This is a genomic window from Acinetobacter sp. ASP199 (assembly GCF_022700675.1).
GTDB lineage: Bacteria > Pseudomonadota > Gammaproteobacteria > Pseudomonadales > Moraxellaceae > Acinetobacter.
Map to the genome: position 1 here is coordinate 835058 of NZ_CP062182.1, position 13376 is coordinate 848433.

Here is a 13376-nt window from a genome sequence, read left to right on the forward strand (position 1 = left end):
TGTAAAGGGTTTGATATTAAAGCGTTATTATTTGATTGATTGGTCAATTAAAATTGTGTATCTCCAGGCTTGGACAGAGTGAAAAGCCCTACCTAAAAGAGGAATTTGAGTGTTCCGGAGATATTTGAAAAGAAAAGCCAATTCAGATACTGCTGGACGCTACGATTTAACTGCAAAATCTGCTATTGTATGCACCTTCCATTTTTTAACTAATCTTATTCGAGGCAGAGATGACGCAAACTAACGCTCAATCGACTTCTGAACAAATCATTTCCGAAAACGATTTAATTGCACAGCGTCATGCCAAGTTAAAGCAAATCGAAGATCAAGCCAAGGGCACCGGCAAGAGCCCATGGCCGAATACCTTCAAGCGTGAGCACTACGCACAAGATCTTCAAGACCAGTTCGCTGACCAATCAAAAGAAGAAATTGAAGCAGGCGAAAAGGTTTATGTAAAAGTTGCAGGTCGCGTAATGTTGAACCGTGGTTCATTCATCGTGATCCAGGACATGACTGGCCGTATTCAGCTTTATGTTCCTCGTAAAGAATTAGACGCTGAAGTACTTGCAACGATCAAAGGTCTAGACCTTGGCGATATCATTGCTATTGAAGGTTATATTGGTCGTTCGGGTAAAGGCGATCTATATGTTCACATCGAACAATTTGAATTATTAACCAAATCACTTCGTCCACTTCCAGACAAGTTCCACGGCTTAACCGATACAGAAGTGAAGTATCGTAAGCGTTATCTGGATCTGATCGTGAACGAAGAAACACGTAAGACTTTTGAAATCCGCGCCAAAGTTGTTTCTGGTATCCGTAACTTCCTGACTGAAAAACGTTATATGGAAGTGGAAACACCAATGATGCACGTGATTCCAGGTGGTGCGTCTGCACGTCCGTTTGAAACGCATCACAATGCTTTGGACATGCCATTATTCTTGCGTATTGCACCTGAGCTTTATTTGAAACGTCTGGTTGTTGGTGGTTTCGAGCGTGTATTCGAAATTAACCGTAACTTCCGTAATGAAGGTGTTTCAACTCGTCATAACCCAGAATTCACCATGATCGAGTTCTACCAGGCTTATGCAGACTATAAAGACCTGATGGAACTGACTGAGCAAATGCTGGAAAAACTGGCATTGGATATTCTGGGTACAACTGACGTGCCTTATGGTGAAGAAGTATTTAGCTTCAAAGGTCCATTCAAGAAAATCTCAATGTTTGATGCGATTCTTGAACATAACCCACAATTCACACCTGAAAATGTAGGTGATCGTGAGTTCCTTGCTGAATTTGTTAAAAATGAACTGAAAGAGCAGGTGAAACCAGGTTTTGGTCTGGGTAAACTGCAAACTATCGTGTTTGAAGAAACAGTTGAAACCAAACTGCGCCAGCCAACCTTCATTACTGAATATCCAGCGGAAACTTCTCCACTGGCTCGTCGTAATGATGACAACCCACACATCACAGACCGTTTCGAATTCTTCATCGGTGGTCGTGAGCTGGCAAATGGCTTCTCGGAATTAAATGACCCGATCGACCAGGCTGAGCGCTTCCAGGCACAAGTTGCCGAGAAAGATGCAGGGGATGATGAAGCAATGCACTTCGATGCAGACTTTATTGAAGCATTGGAATATGGTTTACCTCCAACAGCAGGTGAAGGTATCGGTATTGACCGTCTGGTGATGATCTTTGCCAATGCACCAAGTATCCGTGATGTGATCCTGTTCCCGCACATGCGTCATAAACACGCTTAATTATCAGAACGAAAAAACCCGCACATGTTGCGGGTTTTTTTTATTGGCTATTTTTGCTACATAAGCAAAACATTGTAAATGAGCAGCTTGAGCTAGAGTCGTTTCTTATAAAAATTGCAGACAAAAAAAACGCAATGATTGGGGTTGTCATTGCGTAGAAAAAGGAAAAACGAATTGCAAATGAAACTGTGGAGAATGTTTCTTGCTGTTTCCTGAATATATTTTCATATTAAAACTGCTTTACCATTTTTACATTGGTAAACGTGTAAAGAGCTGTTAACTAAGGTAAGTATTTCTACCTTTGTGTGACAGAAAACAAGGAATATGAATCAACTGTGTAGGAATTTAATAAAAAAGCCCTTCATGTGAAGGGCTTTTAGAATTTATTTAATCATTAGAAGCGGAACACACCCAGGGCAGTTTTAACTTCGTCCAAAGTCGCTTGAGTAATATCACGGCATTTATCTGTGCCAGTCTTTAGCACATCCATAATGTAGTCAGGATCTTTAGAAAGTTCCATACGACGTTCACGGATTGGACCGATTAATTCTTTCAGAATACCTTCAAGACGTTTTTTCACTGTACCGTCACCCAAACCACCACGGCGGTAATGGGCTTTTAGTTCTTCCAGTTCTTCTTTATTGGTATCGAACGCATCCAGATAAGTAAATACAACGTTACCTTCAACCTGACCTGGATCTTCAATACGAAGGTGGTTCGGATCGGTATACATTGCGTTAACGGCTTTCTTGATATCTTTGTCAGATGCATCGAGCACAATGGTATTGCCCAGAGATTTAGACATTTTCGCCTTACCGTCAAAACCTGGTAAGCGACCAACATTAGATAGCAGAGCTTTACATTCTGGAAGCAGCTCACGACCGACCTGACGGTTCAGACGACGCACGATTTCGTTGGTCTGTTCAATCATTGGGATCTGGTCTTCACCCACTGGAACTACAGTCGCCTTGAATGCCGTAATGTCCGCGGCCTGAGCTACTGGATAGCACAAGAAGCCTGCTGGAATATCACGCTCAAAACCACGCATCTGAATTTCAGACTTAATCGTCGGGTTACGCTCAAGACGTGAAACCGTCACGAAGTTGAGGTACAGCATGGTTAATTCATTCAGTGCGGGGAGGCAAGACTGAACACAGATTGTACTTTTGGTTGGGTCGATACCCACTGCAAGATAATCTGTTGCAACTTCAATGATATTACGACGTACTTTTTCGAAGTTGTCCGCATTGTCAGTCAGGGCCTGCGCATCTGCCAACAGAAGATGTTGATGGTGAGAATCCTGTAAACCCACGCGAGAGCGTAATGAACCAACAAAGTGACCGAGGTGAAGTTGTCCGGTAGGACGGTCGCCAGTCAAGATCACTGGACGATTATCTTGATTACTCATTATCTATTCCAAAACAGTAGTCGTACTACATTCAAATTTTTAGGATTGCAACATTGTACGGCATTCTGTTTTTGAATGTCAGTCACAATAAATCACAGTGATAAAAAATCTGTGAAATTAAAGAAGTAAATACAATCTTTCCGCTGCTTTTTGATTAGAATATTTCTATATTTATAAGGAATAACAAGAATGGCAAGTAGCTTATTAATATTATTGGATGATATTGCCACGGTTCTGGACGATGTTGCGGTCATGAGTAAAATGGCGGCAAAAAAAACGGCAGGAGTATTGGGAGATGATCTGGCGCTTAACGCTCAACAGGTGAGCGGTGTACGTGCGGAACGTGAACTTCCGGTCGTATGGAGCGTTGCCAAAGGTTCTTTTGTCAATAAACTCATTCTTGTTCCTTTGGCTTTGCTGATCAGTGTAGTCGCACCATGGCTGATTAATCCTTTATTGATGGTTGGCGGCTTGTTCCTGTGTTATGAAGGCGTAGAAAAAGTACTGCATAGTCTTAAGCATAGACAAGCCAAAACAGAAGAAGCTGCGGAAGCAGAGTTAAATGCCATCGAAACGGATCTGGTTAAATTCGAAAAAGATAAAATTAAAGGTGCGATTCGGACCGACTTTATTTTGTCAGCTGAAATTGTGGTGATTTCCTTGGGGACGGTGGCAACAGCTGCTTTTTCCACTAAGGTGATGGTACTTTCTACGATTGCAGTGCTCATGACGATCGGGGTGTATGGCTTTGTTGCCATGATTGTGAAAATTGATGATCTCGGTTTGCACCTAACCGAACAGGTCTCCAGTTTCAAACAAAGTGTAGGTCGAGGTCTGTTAGCTTTTGCACCTAAGCTGATGAAAACTTTAACGATTGTTGGAACAATTGCCATGTTCCTGGTAGGTGGCGGGATTATTGCCCACACCATCACATGGTTCCATCATTTCACTGAAGATTCAGTCGAGTATGTAGAGCACATTCCTACAATGGGCAGTATTGTGGGTGCAATCACACCAACGCTCATTAATTTAGTCATTGGTTTTATCGCAGGACTCTTGGTATTCATGGTGATCGCATTTATTCAAAAAATCAGATCGAAATCGAAGCAGGCATAATCCTGTCTGGTTAGAATAAGCCGGCATTAAACTATAAGGAATCTTACTATGCGCTGGAAAGGTCGTCGTGTTAGTAGCAATGTAGAAGATCGTCGTGGTGGCGGCGCCAAAGCGGGTGGTATCAGTATTCTAGGTCTGATTGTAGCTTTTGTTGCCTGGAAGTTTTTTGGTGTGGACCCGCAACAAGCTTATCAAGCCACCAAGCAGGTGACACAAGGCGTTTCTAGCGCTGAAACGCGTGGTCTGGAAAATCCAACGCCAGAGCAGCAAGAAGCAATTGATTTTGTCGGAACTGTTCTTGCCGATACAGAAGATACCTGGTCACAGGTGTTTCAGCAGCAGCTGAATCAGCAGTATACACCGCCTAAACTGGTGCTCTTTAGTGGAGTGGTGAACTCAGGTTGTGGTGCGGCGCAATCAGCTATGGGACCATTTTATTGTCCGGCAGATCAGAAAGTATATATCGACACGGCGTTCTTTAGAGATATGCGTAGCCAGATGGGCATTAGTGGTGAGCAGAACTCAACTGAACTGTCACGTAATGATCAGGCGGGTGATTTTGCCCAAGCCTATGTGGTGGCACATGAAGTTGGGCATCACATTCAGACCATCCTAGGTATTTCTTCTCAGGTACAGCAGGCACGCCAGCAAGCCACAAAGGCGCAAGCGAATCAGCTTTCAGTCTATCAGGAGCTGCAAGCTGACTGTCTGGCTGGGGTATGGGCTTATCATAATCATGAGCGTACCCAATTCCTGGAGCAGGGTGATGTACAGGAAGCTATGGATGCAGCACATAAGATTGGAGATGATTATCTGCAGAAAAAGGCGCAAGGACATGTGGTGCCAGATAGCTTTACCCATGGTACCAGTGCGCAGCGGGTGCAATGGTTTAATACCGGCCTGAAATCTGGTCAGATGGCAGACTGCGATACTTTTAATAAAGGAATTTAATGCCCTAAAGGTATTTAGATTTATTTAAAGTGACAGATGAGCTGAAATGAAAAAAGGAGCAGTTGCCCCTTTTTTCTTGAATATAACAAAACTTATTTATTCAGAAATCGGCGGAAATTCCTGATCAGCTTGAAGCTGACAAATAAAGCCGCTAAAGCAAATAAGCCAATACCAAATACTACATATTTCAGGCCAGAAATGTCCTGTTGATAAAACTGCTGGATCTCATGAGCAGAATAGGAAAACTCTGAAACCTGACCAGTGCGGCTATCTTTATATTTAACCTGCTCAATATAAGAAAACTCACCTGCCTTAAACAGTTTAATCTGCTCAATCTGACGGGTATGTGACTGATTAAAGTCATCACTACACAACGCCGTATAATGGGTACAACTACTCTTGGCAATATAACCATTCCCTGCAATCAGGACAAAAACGGCATTATCCGGTTTCTGGTTATTGGACAGCAAAACATACTGCTGATCTGCTGAGCTGGTCAGGCTAAAAGACTTCGCTTGTTGATAATGTTGCTCAGCCTGCATAATCTCCTGAATTTTGGCAAAACAGGTAAAACACAGCGCAAGAGTGACTAAAAAAATCACAGCAGCCAGAAAAAGACGAAAAATAATTTTAACGGTTTGATGCATGGGAGAAGAATTCAGAAGAATAGGTAAAAAAATAGATGAAAGCGATATGCTGAATTGTATGATAAACCACCATTTGGAACTATTGAAAAGAAACTTAACTAAATAGCAAAATAAACGGGATTAAAATATTTCATCTGGAAATACTTTTTCATTTGATATTTTATTTTTAAATAAACCAAATTACTCATTTTTAGGAATGAGTCGCGTTTTAAGGGAACCCATGGGCAATTTCTTTTTTTTGCAACTTTTGACTGTTGTTTTTGCATTATCTATTGCCACGACATTATTTAATAAAAGGGTGCTGGGTTTTCCTCAAGCGATTGGTGTTCCGATTGTTTCTGCAATTTTTGTATTTATCCTGCAATGGGGTGCGAGCCTGCTGCATGGCAATCCATTTTTCAGTATCAATATTGCCAATATTGAAAATGCAGTCCGACATGTCGATTTTTATGATTTCCTGATTAACGGCGTTATCTGTTTTATTTTGACCTCATCTGCACTGAAATTTAAGGTTTCCGATTTGCGCAGTCACTGGCGTCCGATCGGAATTCTGGCCAGTCTGGCACTGGTGTTCTGCGCAGTCTTGTTTGGCCTGGTTCTCTATGGTTATCAGTTCCTGATTGGTAAGCATGTTGATCTATTAGTACTTCTATTATTGGGTGCCGCATTAGGGGCAACGGACCCAATCGGGATTAAAGGTGTTCTCAGTTCAGTTCGTGCGCCACACCACTTAATGGTCAAGCTGGAAGGCGAGTCGTTGTTTAACGATGCGATGTGTATTGCCTTGTTTATGACCCTTTTGAATGTATTGCAGGGCGAGAACTTTACCTTGTTGGGTGTACTACAAACATTGCTTTATGAAATTGTGGTAGCAGTCTTTATTGGTGTGGTATTTGGTTGGGCAATTCTACGCATTCTTCGCGGCAAACATGAAATGGAATCTCTGATTCTAACTACTGCATTGTTGGCTTGTGGTTCCTATCTGGTTGCCATACTAGCACATGCTTCTGCGCCAATTGCCTGTGTGATTGGTGGTCTGATCGTCGGCAATAAATGGAAGGAAATTCTGGCAGGTGCTGATATTGGTGATGTGAACCATTTTTGGCATACGGTGGAAGGCATTATCAACTCTTTCCTGTTTACCCTGATTGGGCTGGAACTGTTTATTCTGGATTTAAGCACCAGCCTGATTCTGGGCGGCATCGTGGCCTTTATTATTCTGCATGGGGCGCGTTTCGCAGCAAACTTCCTGTCTTTTGCCATGTTTCCACATTTGCGTAAAAAACGTTATAACGGCAGTCTTGCAATTCTCTCTTGGGGCGGTGTCCGTGGTGGGATTTCTTTAGCTTTGATTCTGGCTGTTGCCAATGTTCCGCAACTGGAAGAGTACAGCAGTATTTTGGTCGGCTATACCTTTATTGTGGTGCTGTTATCCGGTGTGGTCTGCGGTCTGGGTTTGCCAGCGGTAATGAATGCCTTTTATTACAATCCAAATGAAGAGAAAGAAGGCTGGAAAGGTTGGTATCAGCGCATGTGCCATAAGATGAACCGTAAAGGCTTCCAGTACATTATCGGTGAGGATGCCCATGGCAATGAGATTATTACGGTGTACAAGCCTGAAAGCCTGATTGATGAAAAAGATGCAGATGGTGTAGCAGCAGTGCATAATCCTGAAAAAGTGCAGGAAGTAAAACGTCTGGAAAGTCCCGATAACTTCTAAAATATTTTTAATTTGAAAAAGAGAATCTTTGGATTCTCTTTTTTATTTCCTGGATATTCACTTGGCGAGTTTAAATCCAAATATTATGATCAAAGGAGCTTAAATGGATATATTGACAATGTCAGCCAAACCCAGTAATGAACTTGCCTGGATGATTCTGAGTGTGATTGCATTCATCCCGCAAGGGAAAGTCGCCAGTTATGGTCAGATTGCCCAACTTGCAGGATTACCAAGACATGCACGTCTGGTTGGACGGGTACTGAGAGATATGGATGAATCATCTGACCTGCCTTGGCATCGCGTCATTAATTCGCAGGGTAAAATCAGTGTGCATAAACTGGATGAGCAGGGGATGAATATTCAGGCAGCGAAATTGATGCAGGAAGGGATTGCAGTCATTGGAGATAAGATTAATCTGAAACTGTACCGATGGGATGGCACGATTCAATAAAAATACCCCATGCGTACATGAGGTATCTGGAGAAAGGTGAAGAGAGCTAATTTATGCTTTGCCCCGCACCACCATTACTGGAACATCGGACTGTCCCAGAATGCTTTGAGCTACGCTGCCAAGGAAGAATTTCTTGAAGCCAGTACGGCCATGCGAGCCAATCACAATCAGATCAGCACCTAAAGTTTTGGCTGCTTTGGTAATCTCGGTATTCACCACCTGACCTTCAAGTAACTGGGTATCTACCTGTACACCAGCTGTCTCAAAACGTTTTTTCGCTTCATCCAGGTTTTGCTGGATTGCAGTACGTGCACGTTCAATTAAATCATTGGTTTGTGCTGCGGTAATGTATTCAGCCGCAATATAAGGGTCTAAAGTCATCACCTGAACTACAGTGATTTTACCGTTAAAAGTCTTCGCCAATTGTACTGCCTGATCTACAGCAGCATAAGAGGTTTCTGAACCATCAATTGGAACTAAAATATGTTGAAAAGCCATGATCATTCTCCACATGTGTTTATGTGTATTATAAAAATTTTAAACAATGCCTATGATCCGTCGGGCATGGTATTTTTTAAATAATAACGCTAATTAGATTAAAATAAAACCAAGTAAATCCATATGGTTAAATAATGGTTTAGTAAAAAATACTTTTATAAGCTATTGTTTTATATTAAAAATAATAAAAAATAAATTCGTTTGGATTTTAAATGCTCCAAGCTGTCAGACTAAGGTCGCACCTAATGGATCATCTGCATTATTCACATTGAATTTGTGTCGTATCTATTTTAAATTTTGGTGCGAGCCGTTGATACTGTTGTTGAATAGAGGCATTGGCTGATCCATAAATTTGTTGTTGGAGTTGGGAGATTTTGGATTCTGTAATGTGTATGCGTGCACAATGCAGGGCGATTTGGTTCTCTTGGGTAACTTTGATTTGTTCAGTTGCCTCATATTCAGCAAAATGCTTCAGTTTTTGCTGTGCTTTACTCAGTTGAACCAAACTTCGTTTTTGTTGCATGCTCATAAGCTGGTGATTATTGATCCAATGTGCAACATCACGGCGTACACCGTTATAGTCCACCAGCAGTGGTGAAATCAATTGGCAGGCACTCAGACTAAGTACAGTAGAAATGGTCAAGAGAATTTTAGTTTTAATCATATCTGAGTAACTTGAAACGGCTTTAAAATTTATATTAATACGTGAAATACATAATAAAAAATGATTTTGGTTAAAGTTTGATATAAATACACATATTTGCCTAAAGACTGAACATTTGTGAGTTAAAATGCTTGACGGGGAATACGGAAGTTAAGATAATGCGCACACAGTTTACGGCTATGTAGCTCAGTTGGTTAGAGCACCGCACTCATAATGCGGGGGTCACAAGTTCAAGTCTCGTCATAGCCACCATTTTTATAGACCAAGCTCTCAGCTTGGTCTCTTTTTTTGTGCCACATAAATAGATTTAAGTCCATAAAACTGTTGCACTATTCTTGTTAATTAAAATTTTTTCATACCAACTTATAAATGCATTGAGTTGGATATTTAACTTAAATCATGGCCAATAAAAAAACGCCTAAGCGGACTTAGGCGTTTCTCTGAATAAACAGGGCTAAATTAAACGCCTGCTTTCCATCCATTCACGATTGGGTAACGACGTTCGCGACTAAAAGCACGTGAGCTGATACGGGGACCAATCGCACCTTGACGACGTTTGTATTCATTTATGTCAACCAGACGAATCACTTTCTTCACAACCTCAGCATCAAAGCCTTTTGCAATGATGTCATCCTGGCTCATGTCTTCTTCGATATAAGAGTAAAGAATCGCGTCCAGTACTTCATATGGAGGCAAGGAATCCTGGTCAAGCTGATCTGGACGTAGTTCTGCTGAAGGTGGACGAGTAATTACACGCTCAGGAATCACTGGTTTATCTGCAATACTGTTACGGTATTTCGCCAGTTCAAAGACAATGGTTTTGTACACATCTTTCAGTACAGCATAACCACCGACCATATCGCCATAAAGGGTGCAATAACCTACAGAAAGCTCAGATTTATTGCCCGTAGAGAGTACCAAGTTGCCAAATTTATTCGACAATGCCATCAGCAGTGTACCGCGTGAACGAGCCTGCAAGTTTTCTTCAGTCGCATCTACTGGGGCATCACCGAAGAAAGGATACAGCGTTTGCAGGAAGCCATTTACGATCGGGTTGATCTCGGCAATACCGAAAGTCACACCCAGTGTTTTCGCCTGTTCAGCTGCATCTTCGACACTGATTTGGGCTGTATAGGTATAAGGCATCATTACAGCTTGTACTTTATCTGCGCCAATCGCATCTACAGCAATCGCAAGTGTCAATGCAGAATCAATACCCCCAGATAGGCCTAAAATCACACCCGGGAAACCAGAGCGTTGGACATAGTCACGTGTCGCCACGACCAGGCTCTGATAGATCTCTGCCATCGTGTCAAGCGCAGGAGTAATGCTACCTGTTTTGAATTGAAGCTGTTCAGCATCAAACTCGGCTATAGACAGATTTTCCTGGAAACTTGGTGCTTGCAAAGCAACTTCACCAGATTTATTCAGTACGAAGCTTGTACCGTCAAATACAAGATCATCATGACCGCCGACCTGGTTGCAATATACCAGGTTGATATTGAGCTGTTTAACCAAAGCCGCCATGGTTTCAATACGGTGCTGTGGCTTGCCAACTTCATATGGAGAAGAGTTTAGTACCAAAGCAGTATCAACATTCAGCTGAGCCAACTGTTGAACGATATTCAGAGACCATACATCTTCACAGATCAGTACCCCAAATTTATGACCGAGATATTCAAATACCAGGTGTTGATGACCTTCATTAAAATAACGCTTCTCATCAAACACAGCATAATTTGGTAAGGTTTGTTTATTATAGATCCCCAATACCTGACCGTCTTTCATCACCGCAGCAGAGTTAAAACGCTGGCCATCTTCAGTTTGGTTCACAAAACCAAAGACCATGACGATATCTTTGACTTGTGCCAGTTGGTCAAATGCCTGTTGGGTACGTTTAGCCAAACTTGGACGCAGAATCAAGTCATCTGCAGGGTAGCCAAGAGTCGAAAGTTCTGGAAAGATAATCAGGTCAGCATTGTCTTTTTTGGCCAGATTGGCCTGTTCGATCATTTTTTGCGTATTTGCATCGATATTGCCAACATGTGGAGAGAATTGAGCAAGGGCAATTTTAAAACTTTTCATTCCAACTAAATCCTAATCCTGATAGATTTTTTGCACTAATCGGCTGTTATTTAAAATTATAGTTATTTAGTCGAGTGCAATCTGGTAGCTACATAATGCCAAATGGCGAGAAACATAAACACAATAATAAAAGCTTGATACCTAATCTCATTTTTGGAAATAAAATATCACACAAGAGTTATTCTATCGAAATTTGAAGCAGATGCTAGCGTTGTTTGCATAGATTTATTGTTGAAATGCAACTGGATGATTAAAAATAAAAGGATCGCATATTGTTTTGTATCGAATCTGCCTGATTGGGGCGAGAAGATCTATATATGAAGATTTTAGCGTGCAAGTTTCTAATCTAGTTCCTGAATAATATTTGGCAGCTTTTTAAGATAGATATCACGTGCGATATCACCTTGCTGTTCAATATTGTAGGTCCAGAAAGATTTGCCGGGAATATAGGAGTATTTATAAGGATTATAACGGCCAAAACTCAAAAAATAGGCGGTCTGTAATATCGCTCCACGTAATACCACATTAATGCCTTGCTGATGCTGAAAAATATGCGTCATCTCGTGAATAAACACTGCGCGATAACTTGTAGTCTCTTTGGAATAATCCTCTTTAAAAAGCACATTGCGTACATGAATATAGCCGCTAGGAGCCATCAGAATATGCTTGGATTGCCACGGAAGGAAAGGATGGTTCATGATATGCACCTTGCTGTAATCAATCCGGTTGTCAAAAACAGAATGGCATAACTGAATTTCGCCTTCAGTCAGTTGACGGCATTTAAATTGTGGAAATCGAATCAGTCTTAACAGCAAGAATAAAAAACGGTAGGGCATAGTCATGACAGATATTCAGAATGATCTGATTATAGCGAGATTATAGGTTTAGGTTTGTAAGCATGTTTATCCTTCTATTTGCCACAATGATCTCAATTTTTATTTGGTGCTGCTGTGACCTTAATAGTTGGCGGATTCAAGCAGCAAGTGCAACAGTATAAAAACCAGCCATAACTTCACTAGGCGTATACCAGCCTAGTGTTTTTCTAGGGCGATGATTGAGAGCAAATTCTATCTGCTCTATTTGTTCATTTGACACTTCATCAAACGAAGATGATTTTGGCAGATATTGCCTGATCAGACCATTGGTATTTTCATTTCTGGCTCGTTGAATCGACTTGTATGGATCTGCAAAGTACGTCTCTATCCCTGCTTCCGTTATCCGCCGGTGCTCGGAGAACTCCTTACCATTATCAAAGGTTACACTGTAGGCATGACTGCTGCGCAAACATGCTAAAGCACACGAAATCGTTTTAGTTGTGGTTCTAGTTTGTCCCAAATGAACGATATGTACATACAAGCTTTTGCGCTCAACCAGAGTTAATAATGCCCCCTTGTGATTCTTGCCTATCACGGTATCACCTTCAAAATCACCTAGGCGTTGACGTTTCTCGACGACCTCATCGCGACAGTGAATACTTGTTCTATCAACGAGTTGGCCTCTACGGTCTGTATTTTTATAACCTCGTTTACGATATTTCTTTTGATGCCTTAAATGAAGGTGGAGCTTACCACCTTTAGATTTATCTAGATAAACATACTGATAAATCCATTCATGTGAAGGCACATCAAGCCAACCTCGTTGTGTTAAAGCACCTGAAATTTGCTCAGGAGACCAATCTAAGCCAATCAGATAACGAATATAAACGAGAGCAAAATCTGTCATTTGTGAAGAGGATCGATATCGTCTTTGACTTGAAAATTTCTCTGCCTGTTGAGCTCGATATCCACGTTTTCCAGTATTTCTTTTGATCTCACGATAAAGGGTTGATCGAGAACGTCCAAGCTCCCTGGCAAGGGTAGAGATTGAAGATTTGCTTTTCAAAGCAGCATAAATTTCGTATCTTTCATCTTGAGAAAGTTGGGTGTATTGCTTCATTGGGTGCTTTCCAATTGCGAGTTGAAAAAAGTCTAATGATTTTAATACACCTAACTTTTTCAACTAACTACAAATATGTCGCACTTGGTATTTGAATCTGCGGTTTTATACCCTATAAAAAAACCGCCACAAGGGCGGTTT

12 protein-coding genes and 1 tRNA gene are annotated in these 13376 nt (G+C 41.4%); 6 read left to right on the plus strand and 7 right to left on the minus strand.

Features of this window, described 5'->3' with window-relative positions; all coding sequences use genetic code 11:
* Positions 1–230 precede the first annotated feature (230 nt).
* On the plus strand, positions 231–1760 hold the full coding sequence (gene lysS, locus IHE35_RS03890) for a lysine--tRNA ligase (protein ID WP_242789390.1): 1530 nt from the start codon (positions 231–233) through the stop codon (positions 1758–1760).
* 394 nt (positions 1761–2154) lie between these two features.
* Here the strand turns inward: lysS and trpS are convergent, their stop codons facing one another.
* Positions 2155–3168: a tryptophan--tRNA ligase gene (trpS, locus tag IHE35_RS03895; RefSeq protein ID WP_242789391.1), complete on the minus strand. Its 1014-nt coding sequence runs from the start codon at positions 3166–3168 to the stop codon at positions 2155–2157.
* A 189-nt stretch (positions 3169–3357) separates the two neighbouring features.
* On the opposite strand from trpS, the gene IHE35_RS03900 reads away from it, so the two are divergent.
* Together IHE35_RS03900 and IHE35_RS03905 are read left to right on the plus strand one after the other, a co-directional pair.
* On the plus strand, positions 3358–4284 hold the full coding sequence (locus IHE35_RS03900) for a DUF808 domain-containing protein (RefSeq protein WP_242789392.1): 927 nt from the start codon (positions 3358–3360) through the stop codon (positions 4282–4284).
* A gap of 48 nt (positions 4285–4332) precedes the next feature.
* A complete protein-coding gene (locus tag IHE35_RS03905) occupies positions 4333–5235 on the plus strand; it encodes a neutral zinc metallopeptidase (protein ID WP_242789393.1) in 903 nt (300 codons plus the stop codon).
* Positions 5236–5327: 92 nt separating this feature from the next.
* On the opposite strand, the gene IHE35_RS03910 is transcribed toward IHE35_RS03905, so the two are convergent.
* Positions 5328–5882, minus strand: coding sequence for a hypothetical protein (locus IHE35_RS03910; RefSeq protein ID WP_242789394.1), 555 nt, complete (start codon positions 5880–5882; stop codon positions 5328–5330).
* Between the two features lie 220 nt (positions 5883–6102).
* On the opposite strand from IHE35_RS03910, the gene IHE35_RS03915 reads away from it, so the two are divergent.
* Positions 6103–7602, plus strand: a complete 1500-nt coding sequence (locus IHE35_RS03915; protein ID WP_242789395.1) for a sodium:proton antiporter — start codon at positions 6103–6105, stop codon at positions 7600–7602.
* A gap of 118 nt (positions 7603–7720) precedes the next feature.
* A complete protein-coding gene (locus IHE35_RS03920; RefSeq protein ID WP_242789948.1) occupies positions 7721–8053 on the plus strand; it encodes an MGMT family protein in 333 nt (110 codons plus the stop codon).
* Between the two features lie 51 nt (positions 8054–8104).
* Here the strand turns inward: IHE35_RS03920 and IHE35_RS03925 are convergent, their stop codons facing one another.
* Entirely contained in the window at positions 8105–8551 is a 447-nt protein-coding gene (locus IHE35_RS03925) for a universal stress protein (RefSeq protein WP_242789396.1), read from the minus strand.
* 259 nt (positions 8552–8810) lie between these two features.
* The gene (locus tag IHE35_RS03930) at positions 8811–9311 is read right to left on the minus strand and encodes a hypothetical protein (protein ID WP_242789949.1); all 501 of its coding nucleotides are present in this window, start codon (positions 9309–9311) and stop codon (positions 8811–8813) included.
* 79 nt (positions 9312–9390) lie between these two features.
* On the opposite strand from IHE35_RS03930, the gene IHE35_RS03935 reads away from it, so the two are divergent.
* Positions 9391–9467 (plus strand) — tRNA-Met (locus IHE35_RS03935).
* 207 nt (positions 9468–9674) lie between these two features.
* Here IHE35_RS03935 and IHE35_RS03940 read toward each other — a convergent pair.
* From IHE35_RS03940 to IHE35_RS03950, 3 genes are all read right to left on the minus strand, one after another.
* The gene (locus IHE35_RS03940) at positions 9675–11300 is read right to left on the minus strand and encodes an NAD+ synthase (protein ID WP_242789397.1); all 1626 of its coding nucleotides are present in this window, start codon (positions 11298–11300) and stop codon (positions 9675–9677) included.
* Between the two features lie 341 nt (positions 11301–11641).
* Positions 11642–12136 (minus strand): hypothetical protein, encoded by a 495-nt coding sequence (locus IHE35_RS03945; protein ID WP_242789950.1) that lies wholly within the window; start codon positions 12134–12136, stop codon positions 11642–11644.
* A 136-nt stretch (positions 12137–12272) separates the two neighbouring features.
* Complete coding sequence (locus tag IHE35_RS03950; protein WP_180182461.1) at positions 12273–13235, minus strand: IS30 family transposase; 963 nt, start codon at positions 13233–13235, stop codon at positions 12273–12275.
* Between the last annotated feature and the right edge of the window lie 141 nt (positions 13236–13376).

Coding starts and splice junctions, on each gene's coding strand:
- lysS (WP_242789390.1), top strand. CDS start 231: ATGACGCAAACTAACGCTCAATCGACTTCTGAACAAATCATTTCCGAA.
- trpS (WP_242789391.1), bottom strand. CDS start 3,168: ATGAGTAATCAAGATAATCGTCCAGTGATCTTGACTGGCGACCGTCCT.
- IHE35_RS03900 (WP_242789392.1), top strand. CDS start 3,358: ATGGCAAGTAGCTTATTAATATTATTGGATGATATTGCCACGGTTCTG.
- IHE35_RS03905 (WP_242789393.1), top strand. CDS start 4,333: ATGCGCTGGAAAGGTCGTCGTGTTAGTAGCAATGTAGAAGATCGTCGT.
- IHE35_RS03910 (WP_242789394.1), bottom strand. CDS start 5,882: ATGCATCAAACCGTTAAAATTATTTTTCGTCTTTTTCTGGCTGCTGTG.
- IHE35_RS03915 (WP_242789395.1), top strand. CDS start 6,103: ATGGGCAATTTCTTTTTTTTGCAACTTTTGACTGTTGTTTTTGCATTA.
- IHE35_RS03920 (WP_242789948.1), top strand. CDS start 7,721: ATGTCAGCCAAACCCAGTAATGAACTTGCCTGGATGATTCTGAGTGTG.
- IHE35_RS03925 (WP_242789396.1), bottom strand. CDS start 8,551: ATGGCTTTTCAACATATTTTAGTTCCAATTGATGGTTCAGAAACCTCT.
- IHE35_RS03940 (WP_242789397.1), bottom strand. CDS start 11,300: ATGAAAAGTTTTAAAATTGCCCTTGCTCAATTCTCTCCACATGTTGGC.
- IHE35_RS03945 (WP_242789950.1), bottom strand. CDS start 12,136: ATGCCCTACCGTTTTTTATTCTTGCTGTTAAGACTGATTCGATTTCCA.
- IHE35_RS03950 (WP_180182461.1), bottom strand. CDS start 13,235: ATGAAGCAATACACCCAACTTTCTCAAGATGAAAGATACGAAATTTAT.